The sequence below is a fragment of the Myxococcus sp. AS-1-15 genome (assembly GCF_020037055.1).
Classification (GTDB): domain Bacteria; phylum Myxococcota; class Myxococcia; order Myxococcales; family Myxococcaceae; genus Myxococcus; species Myxococcus fulvus.
In genome coordinates this window covers 239,085-260,436 of the sequence record NZ_JAIQDF010000006.1, presented here as the reverse complement: position 1 = coordinate 260,436, position 21,352 = coordinate 239,085, and the positions used below count along the sequence as shown (strand labels likewise).

General features: G+C 69.8%; 15 protein-coding genes. 7 read left to right on the top strand and 8 right to left on the bottom strand.

Going from position 1 to position 21,352, the window contains the following annotated elements:
* Positions 1-85 precede the first annotated feature (85 nt).
* The 6 genes from K8625_RS18990 (at position 86) to K8625_RS18965 (ending at position 7,520) form a co-directional block, all read left to right on the top strand.
* Entirely contained in the window at positions 86-1,555 is a 1,470-nt protein-coding gene (locus tag K8625_RS18990) for a hypothetical protein (protein WP_223746471.1), read from the top strand.
* 66 nt (positions 1,556-1,621) lie between these two features.
* A complete protein-coding gene (locus K8625_RS18985; RefSeq protein WP_223783489.1) occupies positions 1,622-3,130 on the top strand; it encodes a hypothetical protein in 1,509 nt (502 codons plus the stop codon).
* A gap of 66 nt (positions 3,131-3,196) precedes the next feature.
* Positions 3,197-4,579, top strand: coding sequence for a formimidoylglutamate deiminase (gene hutF, locus K8625_RS18980; RefSeq protein ID WP_223783488.1), 1,383 nt, complete (start codon positions 3,197-3,199; stop codon positions 4,577-4,579).
* Positions 4,580-4,636: 57 nt separating this feature from the next.
* A complete protein-coding gene (argE, locus tag K8625_RS18975) occupies positions 4,637-5,770 on the top strand; it encodes an acetylornithine deacetylase (RefSeq protein ID WP_223746102.1) in 1,134 nt (377 codons plus the stop codon).
* 72 nt (positions 5,771-5,842) lie between these two features.
* A complete protein-coding gene (locus tag K8625_RS18970; RefSeq protein WP_223783487.1) occupies positions 5,843-6,430 on the top strand; it encodes a flavodoxin family protein in 588 nt (195 codons plus the stop codon).
* Positions 6,431-6,611: 181 nt separating this feature from the next.
* Positions 6,612-7,520: a DUF2167 domain-containing protein gene (locus K8625_RS18965; protein ID WP_223783486.1), complete on the top strand. Its 909-nt coding sequence runs from the start codon at positions 6,612-6,614 to the stop codon at positions 7,518-7,520.
* Between the two features lie 58 nt (positions 7,521-7,578).
* Here the strand turns inward: K8625_RS18965 and mfd are convergent, their stop codons facing one another.
* On the bottom strand, positions 7,579-11,172 hold the full coding sequence (gene mfd, locus K8625_RS18960) for a transcription-repair coupling factor (RefSeq protein WP_223783485.1): 3,594 nt from the start codon (positions 11,170-11,172) through the stop codon (positions 7,579-7,581).
* A gap of 235 nt (positions 11,173-11,407) precedes the next feature.
* Here mfd and K8625_RS18955 point away from each other — a divergent pair, with 235 nt between their 5' ends.
* Positions 11,408-12,880: a PAS domain-containing sensor histidine kinase gene (locus K8625_RS18955; RefSeq protein WP_223746106.1), complete on the top strand. Its 1,473-nt coding sequence runs from the start codon at positions 11,408-11,410 to the stop codon at positions 12,878-12,880.
* Positions 12,881-12,911: 31 nt separating this feature from the next.
* Here the strand turns inward: K8625_RS18955 and K8625_RS18950 are convergent, their stop codons facing one another.
* The 7 genes from K8625_RS18950 to K8625_RS18920 form a co-directional block, all read right to left on the bottom strand.
* Positions 12,912-13,223: a hypothetical protein gene (locus tag K8625_RS18950; RefSeq protein ID WP_141323377.1), complete on the bottom strand. Its 312-nt coding sequence runs from the start codon at positions 13,221-13,223 to the stop codon at positions 12,912-12,914.
* Between the two features lie 68 nt (positions 13,224-13,291).
* The gene (locus K8625_RS18945) at positions 13,292-13,615 is read right to left on the bottom strand and encodes a c-type cytochrome (RefSeq protein ID WP_046711179.1); all 324 of its coding nucleotides are present in this window, start codon (positions 13,613-13,615) and stop codon (positions 13,292-13,294) included.
* 48 nt (positions 13,616-13,663) lie between these two features.
* Complete coding sequence (locus K8625_RS18940) at positions 13,664-14,302, bottom strand: prepilin-type N-terminal cleavage/methylation domain-containing protein (RefSeq protein ID WP_255665754.1); 639 nt, start codon at positions 14,300-14,302, stop codon at positions 13,664-13,666.
* A 7-nt stretch (positions 14,303-14,309) separates the two neighbouring features.
* Positions 14,310-15,527: a PilW family protein gene (locus K8625_RS18935; RefSeq protein ID WP_223783483.1), complete on the bottom strand. Its 1,218-nt coding sequence runs from the start codon at positions 15,525-15,527 to the stop codon at positions 14,310-14,312.
* Positions 15,524-16,039, bottom strand: coding sequence for a hypothetical protein (locus K8625_RS18930; protein WP_223783482.1), 516 nt, complete (start codon positions 16,037-16,039; stop codon positions 15,524-15,526). Before K8625_RS18930 ends, K8625_RS18935 begins: the two co-directional genes overlap by 4 nt.
* Entirely contained in the window at positions 16,036-20,433 is a 4,398-nt protein-coding gene (locus tag K8625_RS18925; protein WP_223783481.1) for a pilus assembly protein PilY, read from the bottom strand. The genes K8625_RS18930 and K8625_RS18925 overlap by 4 nt, the downstream gene beginning before the upstream one ends.
* Before the next feature lie 42 nt (positions 20,434-20,475).
* Positions 20,476-21,153, bottom strand: a complete 678-nt coding sequence (locus K8625_RS18920; RefSeq protein WP_223783480.1) for a hypothetical protein — start codon at positions 21,151-21,153, stop codon at positions 20,476-20,478.
* Positions 21,154-21,352 lie beyond the last annotated feature (199 nt).

Below are 21,352 nucleotides of genomic sequence, written 5' to 3'. Positions count from 1 at the left end.
CCTGGGGCGGACTTCCCCCGGGCGATATGCCAGACGTGTGCCGCCGTTCTAGGCTCCCGGACAAGGACTTCCGGGAGGCAGCATGGTGCGGTCCGCCGTCGTCGCGGTGCTGGCAGGTTTGTTCGTCATGGGCTGCGCGGCCCATCGCAGTGACTTGGACTACCCGGACCGGGAGGCCATCTACGACCGGCCGCTCGAGGAGATGTGGCCGGAGGTCCAGGGATTCTTCACCCGCAACCAGCTGCCCTTCCGCGAGGACAAGGGCAGCCGGGTGCTGGAGACGGAGTGGCGGCAGGAGTTCGGAGGCTCGAAGATCTCCGGCTTCTTCCACCGCTACCTGGTGGTGGGCCGGCGCGAGACGCCCACGACGAGCAAGCTTCAAATCTTCCGCATCACCAAGAGCCGGAACAAGACGCTGCAGAACCCGGCCGTGCAGATCGACTGGGGGGTCAGCCGCAACCTGAACGGCGGGGCCGACTCGGAGACGCCCGGCCTGAGCTCGGAGGACTTCGAGGACCGGCTGGCGGAGCCTCGTGGGGAGAACGCCTTCTTCGCCGAGTCCGCGCAGGGCCAGCGCGACATGGTGATGGAGTGGCGGGTGTTCCGCGAGGTGGCGCCGCTCCTGTCGAAGGAAGAGAACGCGCCCAAGCAGGTGCAGGTGGCCAAGGCCCCCAACGCGAAGGAGGCGCCGTCGCAGATGGCGGTGGAGTGCGGCCTGCCCATCATCGGCCTGGGCAAGAAGGCGAAGCCCGGCACGGTGATGCTGCTGGGCGAGATGCACGGCACGCAGGAGGTGCCGCGCTTCGTGGCGCAGATGGCGTGTCAGGCGGTGGTCGCGGGGCTGCCGGTGACGGTGGGACTGGAGCTGCCGCTGGAGAACCAGGGCCGCGTGGACACGTTCCTGGACAGCCCGGGCGGCGAGGACGACTGGCTCAAGCTGATGGAGGCGCCGTTCTGGCGCAGCCCGTACCCGGATGGGCGCGGCAGCGCGGCCGTGGCGAACATGCTGGAGCACCTGCGCCAGCTGCGCTCGCAGGGCCTGGACGTGGATGTCTTCGTGTTCGACCACCCGAAGGCGAACGGGCAGCAGCGCGAGGACGCGATGGCGGCCACGGTGGCGCTCCAGGTGGAGGCGGGACCCAAGCGCTTCCATGTGGTGCTGTCGGGCAACATCCACTCGCGCACGAAGAAGGGCCTGCCGTGGAACAAGGACCACCGGCCGATGGGCTATCTCTTGAAGGAGAAGCTGGACGACGTGGTGGCGCTGGACATGGCGTACGACAGCGGCACGGCGTGGATCTGCTCGGTGGACAGCAAGGGCGTGCGAGACCGGCTGGACTGCGGCGTGCGCGACGCGAAGGGCAAGAACAACGGCGAGCGCTACTTCGTGCACACGTGGGACTCGGCGAACGCGGAGGGCTACCACGGGGTGTTCTACGTGGGCGCGGTGAATGCCTCCGCGCCGGCCATCCGCGTGGGTGACAGCGGCCCTGGCAAGGAGGGCAGCAAGAACCCCTTCACGCCCGAGGCGGGGAAGGTCGCGTCGTCGAGGTAGTGCCGGGCGATATGTCCGCCCTCCCGCTCGCGTTTCCCGCTCTGGAACGTGATGTCGGGAGGGTGGATGCGCTCGGTTCTTTACGCGGTGTTGTTGCTGTCGACGTGGGTGGGGCTGGGGTGCGCGGCCCACCGCAGTGACCTGGAGATTCCGGACCGGGAGGCCATCTACGACCGTCCACTGGACGAGATGTGGCCGGAGGTCCGGGAGTTCTTCACCCGCAACGAGCTGCCCTTCCGCGAGGACAAGGGCAGCCGGGTGCTGGAGACGGAGTGGCGGCAGGAATTCGGAGGCTCGAAGGTCGCGGGCTTCTTCCACCGCTACATGGTCGTCGGCCGGCGCGAGACGCCCACGACGAGCAAGCTTCAAATCTTCCGCATCACCAAGAGCCGGAACAAGGCGCTGCAGAACCCGGCGGTGCAGCTCGACTGGGGCGTCGGGCGTGGCGTGGGGCTCAAGGGCGGGGACGGTGACATGGGGGCCACGGACGGAGAGAGCTCGGTGCTGACCAGCACCGAGGACTGGGAGGAGGTCATCGCGGAGCCGCGTGGTGAGAACGCCTTCTTCGCCGAGTCAGGGCAGGCGCAGCGTGACCTCCTGATGGAGTGGCGGGTGTTCCGCGAGGTGGCGCCGAAGCTGGCGAAGGAAGAGAACGCGCCCAAGCCGGTGCAGGTGGCCAAGGCGCCCAAGGCGAAGGAAGCGCCGTCGCAGGTGGCCATCGAGTGCGGCCTGCCCATCATCGGCCTGGGCAAGCAGGCCAGGCCCGGCACGGTGATGATGCTGGGGGAGCTGCACGGCACGCAGGAGGTGCCGCGCTTCGTGGCCCAGACGTCCTGCCAGGTGACGGTGGCGGGAACGCCGGTGACGGTGGGATTGGAGCTGCCGCTGGAGAACCAGGGGCGCGTGGATGCGTTCCTCGACAGCCAGGGCGAGGAGGGTGACTGGCTCAAGCTGATGGAGGCGCCGTTCTGGCGCAGCCCGTATCCGGACGGGCGCGGCAGTGAGGCGATGGCGAACATGCTGGAGCAACTGCGTCAGCTGCGCTCGCAGGGACTGGACGTGGACGTCGTCGTGTTCGACCACCCGAAGGCGAACGGGCAGCAGCGCGAGGACGCGATGGCGGCTACTCTCATCCACCAGGTGGAGTCGGCGCCGAAGCGCTTCTATGTGGTGCTGTCGGGCAACATCCATTCGCGCACGAAGAAGGGTCTGCCGTGGAACAAGGACCACCGGCCGATGGGCTTGCTCCTGAAGGAGAAGCTGGACGACGTGGTGGCGCTGGACATGGCGTACGACAGCGGCACGGCGTGGATCTGCTCGGTGGACAGCCAGGGCAAGAGGGACCGGCTGGACTGCGGCGTGCGTGAGACGAAGGGCAAGAACAACGGCGAGCGCTACTTCGTGCACACGTGGGACTCGGTGAACTCGGAGGGCTACCACGGCGTGTTCTATGTGGGCTCGGTGAACGCCTCCGCGCCCGCCGTGCACCGGGGGCTGGGGCGTCCGGGCGCGGATGACAACTCGAATCATCCGGCTCCCGACGAAGGCTGGAAGCTGGCGGAGTTCGGGCGCTGACAGCGACGCGGGCGGACCGCGTCACGGCTGCTGCGTGGCCCGGTCCGCTGACGTACGCTCGGCGGGGTGAGCGACATCACTGTCTACCAGCCGGACTTCCTGTACGTGGGAGGCCGGCTCATCGAAGGGGGCGCCCTGGCCGTGGGCGCTGATGGCCGTATCCTCGATTCGACCGCCGTGCCCGCCGGGGCGAGCGTCGTGCGGCTGCGAGGCCGCGCGTTGTTGCCGGGGCTCGTCAATGGCCACTCCCACGCGTTCCAGCGGCTCATCCGCGGGCGCACCGAGTACGTGGTCGCCGGGCACGAGGCGGATGACTTCTGGAGCTGGCGCGAGGCCATGTATCGCGCCGCCGAGTCCCTGGGGCCCGACGACGTCTACGTGGCCTCCCGTCAGGTCTTCGTGGAGATGGCGCTCGCCGGCATCACCACCGTGGGCGAGTTCCACTACATCCACCACCAGCAGGACGGCACCCCGTACGCGGACCGGAACGTGCTGGCCAAGGCCGTCATCCGCGCCGCGCGGGACGCGGGCCTGCGCATCTGTCTGCTCCGCGTGGGCTATGCGCGCGCGGGCTTCCAGGTGGCACCCAATCCCCGGCAGCGGCGCTTCATCGACCCGGACGTGGACACGTTCCTCGCGTCGGCGGAGTCGCTCGCGAGCGAGGTGAAGGGGGACGCGGCGGTGAGCGTGGGGCTCGCGCCCCACAGCGTGCGCGCGGTGCCGAAGGGCTGGCTGTCCGCCGTCGCCAAGGCGCGAGGCTTCCCCGTGCACATGCACGTCGCCGAGCAGCCCAAGGAGATTGAAGCGAGCCTCGCGGAGTACGGCCGCCGGCCCGTGGAGCTGCTGTCGGACCTGGGGCTGTTGGGGGCGGGCTTCACCGCCGTGCACGGCGTGCACCTGACGGACGAAGAGGTGTCCATGCTGGGCGCCGCTGGCGCGACGGTGTGCGCGTGTCCCTCCACGGAGCGCAACCTGGGGGACGGCATCGTCCCCGCGGACGCGCTGGTGAAGGCGGGAGCGCACATCAGCCTGGGCTCCGACAGCCAGGCGCACGTGGACCTGCTGGACGAGGCCCGTCAGCTCGAGGGGCACCTGCGACTCTCCCGGCTGCGGCGCTCGGTCCTGGACCCGGGAGGTGGACAGGTCTCCGGCCTGGGCGCGCGGCTGCTGGACATGGCCACCTTGGAGGGCGCGCGCTGTCTGGGGCTGTCCACGGGGGCGCTGACGCCGGGTGCGCTGGCGGACTTCTTCACGGTGGACCTGGGCCATCCGTCGCTCGTGGGCGCGGGGCCGGAGTCGCTGCTCGTCTCCATCGTCCTGGGCGCGGAGAAGGCGGCGGTGCGCGAGGTGGCGGTGGCCGGGCGGCTGGTGGTCCGGGACGGCGTGCATCCGCTGGCGGAGGAGAGTGGACGCGCCTTCCAGACGCTCGCGCATTCGCTGTATCGCTGACGGGGGCTGGCGCCTGATGCCGGGCGATGGCATGACGCCACGACGGAGGAAGTCTTCATGAGCGACACGCTGCCCGCGCTGCGGGCCACCCTGGCGGAGCTGGTGGCGATGGACACCACGTCCGCGCGCCCCAACGCCCCGCTCATCGACTACGCGCAGGCGCGGCTGGAGAAGGCCGGGTTCAGCGCGGAGCGTCAGCGCTACACGGACGACGCGGGCGTGGAGAAGGTGAACCTGGTCGCGGTGAAGGGCGGCACGGGCCGGGCGGCGCTCGCGCTGGTGGGGCACTCCGACTGCGTGCCGTATGACGCGGCGTGGACGGACGCGCTGAAGCTGACGGAGAAGGACGGCAAGCTCTACGCGCGCGGCGCCTGTGACACGAAGGGCTTCATCGCGTGCGCGCTGCACGCCGCCGAGCGGGCCGAGAAGCTCTCCGCGCCGCTGATGGTGGTGCTCACCGCGGACGAGGAGATTGGCCTCATCGGCGCGAAGAAGCTGGTGGCCGCGGGGCTGGGCCGCGCGCGGCACGCCATCGTCGGTGAGCCCACCAAGCTCACGCCAGTGCGCGCGAACAAGGGCTACTGCCTGGCGGAGGTGGAGGTGCTCGGCAAGGAAGGGCACAGCGCGTATCCGGACACGGGCGCGTCGGCCATCTTCCGCGCGGGCCGCTTCCTCAACCGACTGGAGCAACTGGCCACCACGGTGTTGCGCGAGGAGCTCGACGAGGGCTTCCAGCCGCCCTTCACCACGGTGAACGTGGGTGTCATCCAGGGTGGCAAGGCGAAGAACATCCTGCCGGGCTCGTGCCGCTTCACGGTGGAGTGGCGGCCGATTCCAGGGCAGCCCACCGAGCGCGTGTCCGAGCTGCTGGAGTCCATCCGCCAGGAGCTGGTGCGCGACGAGCCCGCGTACGAGGCGCGCATCCGCGTGCTGCGCACGGACCGGGGTGTGAACACGCGAGCGGACGCGGAGGTGGTGCGCTTCCTGGCCGAGGCCAGCGGCAATGCGTCCACCACGGTGCCCTTCGGCACGGAGGCGCCGCAGATGACGGAGCTGGGCGCGGAGGCAGTGGTGTTCGGCCCCGGCGACATCCGCGTGGCCCACCAGACGGGCGAGCATGTCCCCATCGAGGACCTGATTCGCTGCGAGGCCGTGCTGGCCCGCGCCGTCGCGCACTTCTGCGGCAAGTGAGCCTGGGGCCCGTGCGAGGAGCGACCGCCTTCGTTATGAAGGCCCGGTCGCTCCTTCTCCCGGACCTCCGTCATGCACTCCCGTCGACTCCTCTTCCTGCTCTCCAGTGCCCGTGAGAACGGCAACGCGGAGCAACTCGCCCGCAAGGCCGCGGAGTCCCTGCCGGACGGCACGGTGGCGGAGTGGGTGAACCTGGAGCGCTACCGGGGAGCGGTCTTCAAGGACCTGCGTCACTCGCCCGGCGGCTACACGCAGCCCCTGAGCCCCGAGCTGCGGGACCTCGCCCAGCGCACGGTGTCCGCCGACGAGCTCGTCTTCGTGGCGCCGGTCTACTGGTATGGCCTGCCCGCCAACGCGGTGTCCTATCTGGAGCACTGGTCCCACTGGCTGAGAATCACCGAGCTGTGCTTTCGCGAGTGCATGCGCGGCAAGGTGCTCTCGCTGGTGACCTCGCACTCCTCCGAGGAGGACGACGCCGTCGCCCAGCCCCTGCTCAAGAGCCTCCAGCTCAGCGCGGACTACATGGAGATGCACTGGCGCGGCGCGCTCATCGGCCACGGCAACACGCCCGGTCAGGTGCTCCAGGACACACGCGCCGTCACGACCGCGCGCGACTTTCTCGTGCGTCCCGTGGTTGTCGCGAAAACCGAAGCTGCCTGAGTCTGTCCCCCGCACCGGCGCTGATTTGACGCGTGCTCCGACGCGCCGCTAGGTTGCCGCGCCTTTCGGCCCGGGAGGCCCGCCGCGCCTGTGCGTCGAGCCGCGCGCGGCATCGTCAGCCTCGCTGAGGCTTCACGTCCCTCCGGCCGATTGTGTCTGGAATCCCTGGAGGGGGAGCTCAATGCAGTGTCGACGTGGGTTGTTCGCGGTGGTGTTGCTGGTGGGAGTGAGCGCGTGGGCCCGGGCCCCCGAGCAGCAGGAGGCCGCCGAGGCGGCGGAGGTGGCGGCCCCGGCATTGCCCGAGCTGCACCCGCGCACCGGCGTGGTGGTGCTGGGCAACGGCCTGGCGAAGATGAACGTCCCCTCCAACTTCGGCTACCTGTCGCCCGAGGACGCGGAGAAGGTGCTCGTGGAGGTGTGGGGCAATCCTCCGGGCACGAAGACGCTGGGCATGCTGGTCCCCTCGGACGTGAGCGTGGACGCGCCGGAGGGCTGGGGCGTCGTCATCCAGTACGACGATGACGGCCACGTGGAGGACAAGGACGCGGCCAGCATCGACTACGCGGAGCTGCTCGAGGAGATGCAGGAGGGCACGCGCGAGGAGAACAAGGAGCGCACCCGCGCGGGCTTCGAGGCCGTGGACCTGGTCGGCTGGGCCGCCACCCCGCACTACGACGCCAGCACGCGCAAGCTGTATTGGGCGCAGGAGCTGGCCTTCGGTGGCTCCAAGGAGCACACGCTGAACTACGCCGTCCGCGTGCTGGGCAAGGAGGGCGTGCTGGTCCTCAACGCCGTCTCCAGCATGGTGGCGCTGCCCCAGGTGGAGAAGGACATGAAGCAGGTGCTGGCCTTCACCGAGTTCCAGCAGGGCCACCGCTACGAGGACTTCGACCCCAGCACCGGCCGCGTCGCCGCGTATGGTGTCGCGGGTCTGGTGGCGGGCAAGGTCGCCGCCAAGGCGGGGCTCTTCAAGGGCCTGCTCGCGGTGCTGCTGGCCGGCAAGAAGGTCGTCATCGCCGGTGTGGTGATGCTGTTCGTCGCGCTGGGCAAGCTGTTCAAGCGCGGCGGCAACAGCGACGGCACGCCGTAGTCAGCTCCGCGTGTGAATCCAGGAGGCTCGGGACTTCGTGTCCCGAGCCTCTTCGCGTTCAGTTCCTCGGCAGCGAGCAGTGGTCCAAGTCGCGGAGCACCTTGCGCGCCTCGGCGATGAGGTCGTGTCCCTGGGTGCCCTGCGCCACGCGGGCGATGAGCTTCATGTCCGGCGTGAGGCGGTAGTAGCCCTTCGAGCGCTGCACCAGCCCCGCGACCTTCGGTCCGTCGAGCAACGCGTCCGCGCCCAGCGTCACCACCAGCCGCTGCGGCCCCACCTCCAGGCCGCGCAGCCGGAGGTCGCGCATGTCGATCTTCAGCAGCGTCAGCTCGGACAGGTGGTCCACCTCGTCCGGGGCCTCGCCGTAGCGGTCCACCAGCTCCGCGCGCAGGTCCGTCACCTCGTCCGGGTGGCTGGCCTGGCTGAAGCGCTTGTAGAAGACGAGCCGCTGGTGCACGTCCGCCACGTAGTCGTCCGGGATGAGCGCGGGCATGGGCAGCGTGACGTCCGGCTCAATCTGCACCTTGGGCGGCTGGCCCTGCAGCTCCGCGACGGCCTCCTCCAGGAGCTGCGCGTACATGTCGAAGCCAATCTCGGCGATGGCGCCAGACTGCTTCTCGCCCAGCAGGTTGCCCGCGCCGCGAATCTCCAGGTCGTGACTGGCGATGGAGAAGCCCGCGCCCAGCTCGGTGAAGTTCTGGAGCACCTCCAGCCGGCGCTGCGCGTCGCGCGTCACCGCCCGGCGCGTGGGCACCAGCAGGTACGCGTACGCGCGCTCCTTGGAGCGGCCCACGCGACCTCGCAGCTGGTAGAGCTGCGCCAGGCCGAACTGGTCCGCCCGATTGACAATCATCGTGTTGGCGCTGGAGATGTCGATGCCGCTCTCGATGATGGCCGTGCACAGCAGCACCTGGTGCTTGCGCTCGGTGAACTCCAGCATGACCTTCTCGAGCTGCCCCTCGCCCATCTGGCCGTGCGCCACGCCGATGGACAGCTGCGGCACCAGCTCGCGCAGCTGCTGCTCCATGGAGGGCAGCGACTCGACGCGGTTGTGCACGAAGAACACCTGACCGCCGCGGGCAATCTCGCGCTCAATCGCCTCCTTCACCACCTGCGGGTCGTACTTCATCACGAAGGTGCGGATGGCGCGCCGGTCCTGCGGCGGCGTGGCGATGATGCTCATGTCGCGCACGCCCGACATGCTCATGTGCAGCGTGCGGGGGATGGGCGTCGCCGTCAGCGTCAGCACGTCGATCTGGGAGCGCCACTTCTTCAGCGACTCCTTCTGCTTCACGCCGAAGCGCTGCTCCTCGTCGACGATCATCAGCCCCAAATCCTTGAAGGCCACCTCGCCGCCCAACAGCTTGTGCGTGCCGATGAGGATGTCGACCTTGCCCTCCTTGGCGCGCTTGAGGATTTCGCGCACCTCCGGCGGCTTCTTCAGGCCGGAGATGACCTCCACCGTGACGGGGTAGTCCTTGAAGCGCTTCTTGAAGGAGAGGAAGTGCTGCTGCGCCAGCACGGTGGTGGGCACCAGCACCGCCACCTGCTTGCGGTCCAGCGTCGCCTTGAAGGCCGCGCGCATGGCGACCTCCGTCTTGCCGTAGCCCACGTCGCCGCAGACCAGCCGGTCCATGGGCTCCGGCTTCTGCATGTCGGAGAGCACGTCCTCAATCGCCTTGGCCTGGTCCGGCGTCTCCTCGAACTCGAAGTCCGCCTCGAACTGGGCGAAGTAGCGGTCCGGCGCGCTGAAGGCGTGTCCCGGGTGCGCGCGGCGCGAGGCGGCGATTTGCAGGAGCTCCGCCGCCATCTTGAGCAGCTGCTCCTTGACGCGCTTCTTCGTCTTCTCCCAGCTCGTCGTGCCCAGCTTGTCGAGCTGGACCGTCTCCGGGTTGCCGCCGGTGAACTTCTGGATGAGCCGCATGCGGCCCACCGGCAGGTAGATTTTGTCCCGGCCCGCGTACTCCAGGACGAGGAAGTCCCCGGGCACGCCGTTCACCTGCATCTTCGTCAGGCCCGAGTAGCGGCCGATGCCGAAGTCGGTGTGGACGATGAGGTCGCCTTCCTTCAGGTCCTTGAAGCCCGCGGCGAACGCGTCCAGCTTCTTGCCGCGCTTGACGCGCCGACGCGCGCGGACGCCGAAGATCTCCTCGTCCGACAGGAGCGCCAGCCCGCCCCCGCCGTCCACGAAGCCCTGGCTCACCTCGCCGGTGAAGAGGTGCGCCCAGACGGACGGCTCGTACAGCGCCGACGCGTCCTTCATGGGCTCGGTGTGCACCTTCACCATGACGTTGCGGTCGAGCAAGAGCCGCTTGAGCCGGTCCGCCTGGCTCAGCGTGCCGCACGCCACCGCGCACGCCACGCGCGAGTCGCGCCAGCGCTGCAGCCGCTCGACCAGGGGTTGCAGCGCGCCCTCCTCGCCATGGTGCGCGAGGATGGCCTCCCGCAGGTCCTGCGTGCCGCCGAACTGGAACAACACCGGCGGCTTCTCCGACTGCGTCAGCGACAGCCCACCGCCCTCGACGACGCGATAGGCGGACAGCTGCTGCTCCACCGCGTCGCGCGACAGGAAGTGCTCGGCCGGCGGGCACACCAGGTCCTTGCGCTCCTCGGCCTGGGCGAAGGTGCGCTCCAGCTCCTCCCACAGCGCGTCCGCCGCGCGCGACAGCTCCAGCGGGTCGTCCAGGTAGAAGACGGGCCCCTCGGGGCTCCACGCGCGCAGGAAGTCGAACACCGTGGCCAGCCCGCCCTCGAACAGCCCGGGGAGCAGCCCCTCCAGCCCGAAGCCGGGCAGGCCCTCGCGCAGCGCGTCCAGCCGCTCGCGCAGCTGGATGGTGGGCAGGTTGATGCGGTCGGCGACGGCGCGCGCGGCGGCCTCCGCGCGGGGGCGGGTGTCCTCGGTGAGCAGGAGCTCCCGCGCGGGCACCAGGTCCACTTCCTTCAGCGCGTCCACCGTGCGCTGCGACTCCGGGTCGAAGGCGCGGATGGAGTCGATGGTGTCACCGAAGAACTCCAGGCGCACCGGCTTGTCGTAGAGCGGGCTGAAGACGTCGAGCAGCCCTCCGCGCACGGAGAACGTCCCCACGTCCTCCACCATGGGGCTGTTCTGGTAGCCCATGCGCGAGAGCTTCCGCGCCAGCGCGTCGCGGTCGTACTCCTGGCCCACCGTCACCCGGTCCGTGAGCCGGGCCATGACGTCCGGGCGCAGCATGCGGCGGTACAGCGCGCGCAGGGACAGCACCAGCACCGGGAAGCGCGTGCCCCGCGCCAGGTGGTACAGCGCGCCGATGCGCTCGGTGACGACGGCCGCGTCCGGGGACAGCTCGTCGTAGGGGAGCACCTCGTCCGCGGGCAGCCGCAGCACCCCCGGCGCTCGCAGCGTGCCCGTTCCGCCCAGGAAGAAGGCCAGGTCGGAGGCCAGGCTGTCGGCCGCCTCCTCGTCCGCCGCCACGCACACCAGCGGCGCCTTCGCCTCGCGATGCAGCCGGGCGAGCACGTGGCCCCGGGCCGCGCCCTTCAGGCCCTGGGTGCGTGTGCGCTGGCCTGCGCGCAGCTCCCCGAGCAGCCGGGAGAAGGTGTCCGCCGCCACGAGAGGCACGCCACCGTCCCGCGCCGCCTCGCCATCCAACCTCTGTGTGTAAGGACTGTCCATGAGTGGACCCCTGAGGGCCCCGGGGTAATTAGGGGCGCGCCCCTGACAGGTCAACGACAGAGCGCGTCGCCTGTCGTGTGTCGGAGCCGACGCGGCCCGGAGTGCTGTGTCCGCCACGAATCAGCCGTACCGGGGCTGGGTTGGCCGCATGCCTGGGGCAGGGCCTACTCTTCCTCAAGGCATCGCTGGGGGGTGCCACACGCCAGCCATGCAATCCGGCCGTTGGAACAGGGTGATGAGCGGGGCGGGCGCGCCCCCCTCCGAAGCCGTGGTGGTGCTGCGCAGCGTCCGTTCCGCTGAGCAGGGCATCCTGGACTTCGAATGCGTCTCCGCGAACGTGCACGCGGAGCGCTGGTTGGGGCGCGAGGAGCGCTCCCTGGTGCGCCAGCGCCTGCTCGAGGAGGCCGCGTGGGTGGGCGAATGTGGCCTCTTCGCCGCGTGTGTCCGGGTGGCCGTGCGGCGCGAGCCGGAAATCATCCGCGTCTCGCGCCAGTCCTCCGTGGGGCCGGTGTGGCTGCTCGCCCGCGTGTCCCCGTGGGAGGACGGCGTCGTCGTCTTCCTGGAGGATTTGACGGAGCGGATGGCCGCCGAGGAGACGCTGCGAAGAGACCATGACCTGCTGCACGCGGTCATCGAGAGCGCCACCGACGCCATCTACGTGAAGGACGTGGACGCGCGCTACGTGCTCATCAACCCGGCCACTGCGCGCGCCTTCAACCGGGCGCCGCAGGACATCCTGGGGCGCACGGACCTGGAGCTCCTGGGCCAGGACATCGCCGGGCCCACGCTGGCGCACGACCGCGCGGTGATGGAGTCGGGCGTCACCGCCACGTACGAGGACTCCGAGGGCGGCCCGGGCAGCGACCGCATCTGGCAGACGACCAAGGGCGTGCTGCGCCGGGGCGACGGCACCGTCTACGGCCTGTTCGGCATCAGCCGGGACGTCACCGCGCGGCGCCGCCAGGAGCTGGAGCGGGACGAGGAGGCGCGCTTCCAGGAGCGCTTCATCGGCGTGCTGGGACACGATCTGGGCAACCCGCTGGCGGCGGTGCGGCTGTCCGCGGCGGCGCTGCTCGCCCAGCCGACGCTGACGCCGGAGGTGCGACGGGTGGCGACGCGCATCGACGGGAGCGCCGAGCGCATGGCGCGGCTGGTGAAACAGCTGCTCGACTTCACCCGCGCGCGCATGGCGGGTGGCATCCCCTTGCGTCCGCGCGAGGTGTGCATGGAGTCGGTGTGCCGGCGCATCATCTCCGAGCTGGAGCCGGCCCATCCGGACCAGCGCGTGGACCTGGAGGTGGTGGGGGACTCGCGCGGCGTCTGGGACGAGGAGCGGCTGGGGCAGGTGCTCTCCAACCTGGTGGGCAACGCCCTGCAGCACAGCCCCGCGGGCACGTCCGTGCGCGTGCGGCTGGCGGCGAGCGAGCCGCTCTTCCAGCGGGTGGAGGTGCACAACGTGGGGCCGCCGATTCCGGAGTCGCTGCGCCCGCGCCTGTTCGCGCCCTTCCACCGCGGCACGCCCGAGCCGGGCATGCCCAGGCCACATCGCCACGGGCTGGGGCTGGGGCTCTACATCGTGTCGCAAATCGTCACCGCCCACGGCGGGTGGGTGGACGTCGCGTCCTCGCAGGAGGCGGGCACGTGCTTCGCGGTGACGCTGCCCCGGGTGGCCCAGTCCCAGGACGAGGCCCAGACGCGCTGGGCCTGAGGGACGAGGCCCAGACGCGCGGTGGTGTCGGTCAGTACCGGGCGTAGCGGGCCGCGGCGCGCAGGCGCAGCATGTCGTTGAGCGCGCCCGGGTCCACCAGCTCCAGCGCCGCCGCCCCGCGGAGGCCGCGGTAGCGGTAGTCCTCCTCGTCCTCTTCGCCCTTGTCCTTGTCCTTGTCCTTCCCGTCGCCCTTGTCCTTGCCGTCATCGGGGCGCAGGGACAGAGGCTCGGGCCGGGAGAGTCCCGGCTCGATGCGCGGGGTGCTCAGCGCGTGGGCCTGCACGGAGGTGAAGACGCCCGCGAGAGCCAGGCAGAAAACGAGGAGGGTCGAGAGGGTCTTCATGAGGGGCTCCGTTTCTCTTCCCGGCAAGACGCGAGCCCGAAACGGTTATTCAGCCCCGAGGCCCGTCCCTATTTGGCCTTCATGGTGCGGATGTATCCCACCAGCGCGTCGATCTGCGCGGCGGTGAGCTTGTCCTTGAAGGCCTTCATCTTCGTGTTGCGCGGCGAGCCGTCGGCGATGGCCACGCGGATGTCCGCGTCGGACTGGGCCGCCTGCCAGGCAGGCTGGCTCATGTCGGTGATGGACTCCTTCTTGCCCATCTTCGTGTCCGCCTTGCCGGTGTCGCCGTGACAGGACTTGCACTTGGCCTTCCACACCTCGACGACGTCGTCGGCCGCGTGGGCGGCGGGGGCCAGACACAGGCTCATCATCAGGGCGAACCGCTTCATCATCGTCACTGCCTCCTTGGGAGGCCCTGACTGTGACATGGAACGCTGGCTTCAGGGAGTGCACCCGGCGGCGGTGGGCTGAAGCTCGCAGTCCATCAAGGTCGGGTTCCCGGTGAGTGCGTCCACCTGGAGCACGCGGTCCGGCACGGCCGGGTCCTGTGGCCCGCGCTTGCGGAGGATGCGCAGCGAGCCCGTCACCGGCGCCGCCCCCTCCGGGTCGCACATGGTGGAGCCCCGGGGGGCGACAGGGCGCGCGGTCTCTCCGAGCCAGCACAGGCCGTGCAGGCTGGAGACGTCCAGCTCGGGGGACACCGCGAACGCGTCCCCCACCTGCGCGCAGGTGCAGCCGGACGTGCCGCACGCGGCGGTGAGGCACTCGGTCCGGGGGCACTGGGAGCCCCAGGTGTCCCCGGGCGCGCAGTCGGGCTTCTCCCAGCGCAGGGCGGGCTGGCTGACGCCGTTCTCCACCGTGGTGGTGCGCATGAGCCGCACCGCCTGCCGCGTGCTCCGGGCCTGCTGCCGGGCCTCCTGCGCGGCCAGGAGGATGGAGCGCGAGGCGGCGCCGGCGCGTTGGTTGCGCGTGAGCGCCTGGTAGCCCGTGGTGGCCAGGGCCGTGAGCAAGCCGAGGATACCGAGCGCGACCATCAGCTCGATCAACGTCATGCCGTGTCGTCGTCGTGTGACTTGCATGGTGGTGTCAGCCCCCGGCGTAGCCGAAGTTGCGCGGCGTCACGCGGATGAGGAAGTGGCGTCGCTTGTAGCCGTCGTCGGGGTTGCCCTCGTCGTCGTCGGGGAGCGTCCCCGCGTCGGGCGACCCGCGCGCGGCCTCCCGGTCCGGCCGCGCGGAGCGCGCGGTGATGAGCAGCTCCACCACGCGCACGCGTCGCATCAGCTCGTCCCGCGCGCTGCCCGGTCCGTGGTCCAGCGCGCCCATGGTGCCCGCGTCGCCGGGGATGAGGCCCCAGCACCGGGTGTTGGTGCACTGGTCGATGGGCGGACGCTCGGTGTCCGGGTCCGGGAAGTAGCGCAGCGGGTCGCTCGGGTTCTCCAGCGTGGCGACCCCCAGGCGGACACGGAGCTGTTCAATCTCCTCCGACAGCACCCGGAACTCCTCGGGGCCCAGCGAGCCGTCCGGGTCCAGCTCCAGGGCGGGCCGCCCCTGGCGCCAGTTGACGCGGTAGATGCGCGAGGTCACCGGCATGAGCATCGCGTCGTCGTCGTTGCCGACCAGCCACAGCGGCGCGCTGTTCCCCGCCGTGGCGGTGCAGTAGCTGTTGACGTCGAACGCCGTGGCCCCAGGGGCTCCAGGGAGCCAGGCGATGTTCTTGGCCTCGGTGTCGGGAAGGACGAGGAGGTTGCGCTGGGCCTGTGCCACTCCCACGCATGCGCCTCGGGCAGACGGATCCGCCGCGACGAGCGCGCTCCCCGTGGGGATGCCCGCGTCGGTGCCGGGGGGCGCGGCCACCACCAGGCACACCTGCGTGGTGGCCGTCAGGCGGGCGTCCGTATTGCCGCCGGCGCAGCCCCTCATCCTCAAGGAGCGCGCGCTGTCCGCCTCGAAGATCTCCAGAACATCCGAGCGGAGGGTCGCGTAGGCGCCACTGGGCGGCACGTATCCGGCGGAGGCGCCCGCCGCGCTGGTCACGTTGATGGCGTAGCGCAGCTCCCCGGGGGCTCCGCCCAGGTAGAGCGGTGAGCTGCCGAAGCCCTCTCCAGCGCGCTGGAGCGAGGGGGTGAACAAGTCCCGCGCCGCGCGGGCGGCGTTCTGCGTCTCCATGGTGCGCTCCTCAAGGAAGCCGCGCCGCTGGAGATAGGTGCCCGCGGACACCGCGCCGGCGATGACCACCAGCGCGATGGTGCTGGCCATCATCAGCTCGATGAGGCTGAAGCCACGAGTGTGGGGCGCGCGGCTCATGGCGTCATCCGGGTCTGCAGGGCCACCGCGCGCAGGACCTTGTCCGGGTCCTGCCAACTCACGGTGACACGCACGTTGACGACGTTGGGCAGCCTGACGCCAGGGATGAGGTCGCGGGCCAGCACGGGCGTCCCCGCCTCTTCGCCCTCCATGGGCGGGTCCACGTCCACCGCGACGTCGTACTTCATCCGCACGGGCTCGCCCGCGGCGGGCGCCAGGTAGCGCGGCGTGCCGTTGGCGCTCCACCACACCTCATGCCGGTCCCGGTCCAGCGCCTCGATGTTCTGGCAGGGGCGGCCGGGCGCGGGGGTGACACACCTCATCGCGGTGATGCGCTCCAGCTCCTGCTCCGCGATGAGGCCCGCCTGGGCCTGGATGAGGTTGCGGCGGTTCTGCTTCGCGGCGGCGAGCACCGCGAGCGCGATGCCGAGGATGCCGAACACCACCACCACCATGGTGGCCATTGCCTCCAGCAGCGTGGCCCCCCGGTGAGCGCGACGAAGGGCCCTCATGGGACCACCCCCTGGATGTTGCCGGTGGTCTTCACGTCCCAGATGAGCGTGCGCGCCGTGCTCCCCTGGCCGTTGCCTGTCTCGTTGTTGAAGACATCCGAGCCGTTGTTCATGAGCTTGAAGCCGTTGTTGGTCTGGATGACGACCTTCTTGTCGAAGATGAGCGGCTGGGTGAGGCTGTGTCCCTCCAGGCTGGCGTCGCTCGAGGGCTGGGGCGCGCCGTTGCTCCCGTTGAAGGCGTAGACCCGGCCGCTCTCGTCGGCGTCGAGGCTGCACTGGTTGGCGGAGGTGCCCACGGCGGTGGCCGTGTGGACGACGCCGTCCTCGTCCACGGAGACGCCGCCCCAGACCACCTGCCTGGGTCCGAGCTTCTGCACCCAGGCGACGCTCCGCCCCGAGCACCCGGAGGCCAGCGGGTTTGCGTCGACGAAGGCCATCACGTGGTAGCGGGGACGCGGGTCTCGGTCCACGTCCTCGTTGTCCAGGTCCGGGTTGTTGCCGGTGCCCATGTAGATGCGCACGGAGGTGCCGGAGCCGGAGCGCTCCTGGCTCACCGCTATCTGCGAATAGAGGCCCTGCTTCGCCGCGTCGTCGATCACCTGATTGGTCGCGGGGTCCCGGTCGTTGCGTGCGTCGGCGATGATGCACGATGGGACGACCGACCCCATGGGGCGGGTCGCGTCGACGTCACGCAGGTTGACGCGGAACACGCGGGCCTTCGTCGTGGGGACGTAGACGACGTCGTAGTTGCTGTCGCCGTCCACGTCGATGGCCACGGGCGCGCCACCGACGCCCTCGCCCTCGTCACCCAGCACCACCACGCCCGCCAGCTTCCGCTTGAGCGCGGTCTGCCCGGCATGGGCCACCTGGATGGGCAGCCCCGTCTTCACGTCGATGAGATACAGCGTGGCGCGGCCGCCCGCGTTCCTGGGTGAGTAGTCGGACGCGAACGCCGCCACCCACTTCTTGCCTCCGCGCGTGCCGAAGTCCATGCGCACCAGGAGCGGGTTGTGCCGCGAGCCGCTGGTGTCGGGGCGCAGGGAGAAGTGCTCCTCCAGGAGCTTGCAGGTGCTGCTGGTGCTGGTGCACGGGTCTCCCGAGGTGTTGAAGCGATCTCTCTGGACGTCCAGCTCCCAGAGGACGCCGGGGTAGTTGGCCGCGGTCTCCGTGGGACGCGTGACGTCCAGCGCGAAGAAGACGCTCTGCTGGGGGCCGGTGGGGCTGACGAGCACCGTCTTCGCGTCGGTGCGCTCGTTGGGCTGGGTGCTCAAGCGCCACTGGGTGCCCGTGGCGGGGTTGTGGCCGGTGTCGGGCTGGTACTCGTTGCCCGAGCGCAGGTCCACCACCGTCACGGCCGGAGACGCGTCCACGGAGGCGCGCTTCGCCTTGTCGTTGCCGCGCACGTAGTTCTCCGCGAAGAAACGCAGCAGCTTGCCGGGTATGTAGGCGTACAGTTCGCCGCCCGTGCCATACTCGCGGCCCGCGGAGCAGCCCGAGTCGTGGGCGAAGTACCCTCGGAAGTCCCGGAAGGACGTGCAGGAGTCATCTCCGGCGCGCAGCTCACCGAGCGACAGGGCGTGCAGGAAGCCCGAGGTGCTGCCGATGAAGGCCGCCGCGCCACGGGTCTTCATCACCGTGTTGCCGATGAAGCTGTTGCTGCGGTACGCCGCCTGCTCGCTGAGCGACGCCCGCTTCACCCAGGTGGGCTCGCTGGCGGGGCCGACGATGGCCGCCGTGGACAGGTTGATGCCGCCCATGGGCCAGGTGCGCCGAGTGACGGGGCCGGAGGCGAGGCTGTTGTCCTCCCACCCGTACAGCCAGTTGCGCAGGGCGTTTCGGTCCAGCTTGTCGCACAGGCCATCCTGGTTCAGGTCATACCGGCGGCCCAGGGTGGATGCGCAGTAGTTGCGAGCCTCGTCGTTGGTGTTGGCGACGGTGGGGAACAGGGGGCTGTTGTTGTCGTCCTGTCCGGCCTGGGAGGCCACCGTGACGCGCGAGGTGGGCGTCGTCGCGGGGGCGCTGGTGAAGAGCTGGCGGTCATTGGGCGAGGCCGTGCGAATCAGGCGGTTGAGCTGCTCGCCTCCGTCCCACTGGTTCCAGTCGTCCGCCTCCGTGTTGGCGCGGTTGGGCTGGTCCGGTTCGTACAGTCGCCGCAGGTAGACGTGGCCCCGCTCGGCCACGTCCAGTCGCTGGTCGTAGACGCGCTTGGAGGGATAGAGCGGGTTGCCGGAGGACTGCTCGTACCAGGGCTCGGGCGTGTACCAGGTCCGCCCCGGCGTCTCCGACACCCCGAGGATGACGGTGTTGGCCACGCCCAGGCTCGCGGCGCGGCCGTACTGGCCCGCCTTCTGCGCCTTGTAGGAGATGTTCACGTTGGCGATGGTGGGCTGGCACGACTCGCCGGGGCTCTCGAAGACCGCGCGCCAGCACAGCTGCGAGCCGGTGAAGCCCTGCTCCAGGAAGTCGTTCACCGTCCGGGTGATGTTCACCCGAGTCCCCGGATTGGCCGTGGCGTCCGGGAAGGGCATCGTCACCCAATGGGGCGCGGGGTTGAGCTGGAAGTCTGGGTCGGTCGTGTTGCACCGGTCCACGCACACCTTGCAGTCCAGCGACACCTGATAGGTGATTTGCGGCTTGGGCTGCACGTAGCCGTCGGGTATCGGGTTGGGCGCTGGCGGCTGGCAGTCACTGGTCTGGTTGTTGAACCGGTAGTAGGGCTGGTCGTCGATGGTCATCTCGACGGAGGTGATGGTGTAGTCCTGGGCGACATCGAGCGGGATGCTCGACACCAGGTCCGACTTGTAGATGCCGTTGTTCTGCTTGTTGATGAGGATGACGGTGTCGTCGTAGGTCCGGTTGCCGCCGGAGTTCTGGTCCTCCCACCCGAGAATCCAGACGCGGGGGTTGTCCACGGGCGCGCCCACCAGCGTGTGCGCGGCCCGCCGGAAGTAGGATTTGACCTCCTGGTTCTGGTTCGTGTTGAAGCGGACCTGGCCGTAGGTGGGGGAGCGCAGGCGGTCATAGGCGACGCCGTCGAGCCAGCCGTTGCGCAGCTCCTTCACGGTGACGATGTCGTCCTTCGTCTGATGCAGGTCCAGGTTGAGCAGTGTCTTGGTGAAGAAGACGTTGATGTCACCGTGGCCCCACAGGTCGCACTGCAGCCGCGCGCCGCCGCCCTGGGACGCGGGCCAGGTCGTCATCTTGGTGATGAAGCAGGTGTCGGTGCCGTCGTAGATCTGCTCCACGTACGTGACGAGGAAGAAGACGATCTCCCGCTGTCCCTGGATGACGCCCATCTTCTTGCGGCGGTCCTCCTCGTTGGGGGCATCGAGGGGATTCCTGCCGGGGATGAGCACGCCCCGGTCATCGAAGGCGCTGGCCTTGTAGTCGGGCAGACCATCCTGTCCCGTGGCCAGGCGGCTGTCCCAGACGGGCCCCACGGCGGTGCGCACGCCGTTGACCTCGCGCCATGCCGTGCGCGGCTGGAAGCACTCCGAGGTGGGTGAATCGCCGGAGATGTTGCCCGTGGGGCAGTGGTTGTCATCGTCGTCCGTGGCGAGGAAGACGAGGTGCCCGATGCCCCGGTTGCCGTTCTCCTGGGACCTGGGCTCGAGCAGGTTGGGGATGTGTGGGAAGAGCCCCCGGTCGCTGAAGTAGCTGTCGACGTTCGTGGGGTTGGTCTGCATGTTGTCTTCGCCGTTCAACACACCCGCGGGGTGGTCCATCACCCGGGCGCCCACCACGCCGCCGCTGGGCTTGGTGCCATAGGCGTCCTGCCAGCGGCGCGGTCCCGCCGTGGCGCTGTAGGTGCTGGCGGCGTTGCAGGGGCCGGTGAGCAGGTCCGGTTCGCGCAACGTCACCGTGGTGTTGTCGGCGCGCTTGTGTTGGAAGGTCTTCGCTTGGTTTCCGCAGCGGGGCCCGTCGCCGATATAGGTCTGCGGGTCGAGGTTGTAGAGATGCTCGTGGAAGTCCGGCACGCCGTTGCCGTTCTTGTCGAGCAGGACGTCGTCGTTGGGGTTGTCCACGTCCTTCGGGTCGATGTACCCGCCGGCGATGAGGTCGTCGTAATAGAACCAGCCCAGCGTGTTGGAGGCGCCGCCGCCGGCCTGGTCATGGACGAGGAGCGCCTCCAACTCCTGGTCGAAGGGCAGGATGATGCGTTCGGGGTCCAGGATGCTGCGGTTGGTGTTGAGGCGCAGCTTGTTGTCGGGCGTGAGGATGACAGCGGTGGGGTAGCCGGCATCGGCGGTGAAGGGCGGCTGCTTGTCCTTGCCCGTCTCGTCGATGCAGGGGTTGTAGGAGACGGAGGGGGTTCCTCCGTCCTGTTGGGCGAGCGCCGGGAGCGCGGTGACGAGCGCCAGCGCGGCGATGAGCAGAGGTCGTGCGTACGGCATGGGGAGTCCTGGGGTGGGGTGCGGGAAAGGACAGACAGGAGGTCAGCACTCGCCGTTGTTGGCGGCGCCGTTGGTGTCTTCGGTGCTGCAGGCGCCGCCAGGGACCGCGCCGCTGGTGATGAGGGCCCGGATGATGACGCGCTGGGGTTGGGTGCCGTCGCGGCCCCGGACCTCACCCACGGAGACGAGCCAGACGCGGTTGTTGGAGTCCACGGTCCGGTCGTCGGTGTCGTTGTCGTCGACGAGGAAGACCCGGTAGAGGACGCGCTCCTGGGCGGGGAAGTCCAGGATGCGGCGGCCGGCCGCGCCGTTCATCTCCAGGAAGGCGGTGGTGACGTCCGAGTCGACGGCCGTCCCAGAGGACGCCGCCGCGAGGGTATAGGGCGTCCAGGGGATGGCCTCGTACCAGGGGAACACGTTCCCATTGGGAGGACCGCTGGGCAGTCCTGGCTCACCCTGGACGTAGCCATTGGCAGGAGCCTGCCCGTTGTACTGCTTGCTCAACTTCTCGATGACCTTGTTGAAGTTGGTGTTTCCTTCCTCACGCAGCACCCGCGTGAGCTCGCGCGCCTCCGCCAGCCCCGCCTCCGCGGCGAAGTGGGCCTCGCGCTTCCTGCGCTCCTGCGCCTGCAGCGCGCTCTCCGCGGCCACCTTGCGCAGGGACACGACGACGGCCGCGGCGATGAACGCGATGATGCCGATGGCCATCAACAGCGCCATGCCCCGCGGGGCAGGTGGGCGGATTCCAGACGGACGACGGGTGCATGAGGGACGCGACACCAGCGGCTCCTTGCCGATGAACGGAGGAACGAGAGCAGCCGGAGTGATGAGCAATCCCCGGACCCGCCGCTGCGGGCTTCCGGACTTCAATGCTTCCAGGGTCTTGGGTCGCACCCTGGGTGAAGTCCGACACTGACAA

Coding starts and splice junctions, on each gene's coding strand:
- argE (WP_223746102.1), top strand. CDS start 4,637: ATGAGCGACACGCTGCCCGCGCTGCGGGCCACCCTGGCGGAGCTGGTG.
- K8625_RS18925 (WP_223783481.1), bottom strand. CDS start 20,433: ATGCCGTACGCACGACCTCTGCTCATCGCCGCGCTGGCGCTCGTCACC.
- K8625_RS18940 (WP_255665754.1), bottom strand. CDS start 14,302: ATGCAAGTCACACGACGACGACACGGCATGACGTTGATCGAGCTGATG.
- K8625_RS18945 (WP_046711179.1), bottom strand. CDS start 13,615: ATGATGAAGCGGTTCGCCCTGATGATGAGCCTGTGTCTGGCCCCCGCC.
- K8625_RS18930 (WP_223783482.1), bottom strand. CDS start 16,039: ATGAGGGCCCTTCGTCGCGCTCACCGGGGGGCCACGCTGCTGGAGGCA.
- mfd (WP_223783485.1), bottom strand. CDS start 11,172: ATGGACAGTCCTTACACACAGAGGTTGGATGGCGAGGCGGCGCGGGAC.
- K8625_RS18920 (WP_223783480.1), bottom strand. CDS start 21,153: ATGGCGCTGTTGATGGCCATCGGCATCATCGCGTTCATCGCCGCGGCC.
- K8625_RS18935 (WP_223783483.1), bottom strand. CDS start 15,527: ATGAGCCGCGCGCCCCACACTCGTGGCTTCAGCCTCATCGAGCTGATG.
- K8625_RS18965 (WP_223783486.1), top strand. CDS start 6,612: ATGCAGTGTCGACGTGGGTTGTTCGCGGTGGTGTTGCTGGTGGGAGTG.
- K8625_RS18950 (WP_141323377.1), bottom strand. CDS start 13,223: ATGAAGACCCTCTCGACCCTCCTCGTTTTCTGCCTGGCTCTCGCGGGC.
- K8625_RS18985 (WP_223783489.1), top strand. CDS start 1,622: ATGCGCTCGGTTCTTTACGCGGTGTTGTTGCTGTCGACGTGGGTGGGG.
- K8625_RS18955 (WP_223746106.1), top strand. CDS start 11,408: ATGAGCGGGGCGGGCGCGCCCCCCTCCGAAGCCGTGGTGGTGCTGCGC.
- K8625_RS18970 (WP_223783487.1), top strand. CDS start 5,843: ATGCACTCCCGTCGACTCCTCTTCCTGCTCTCCAGTGCCCGTGAGAAC.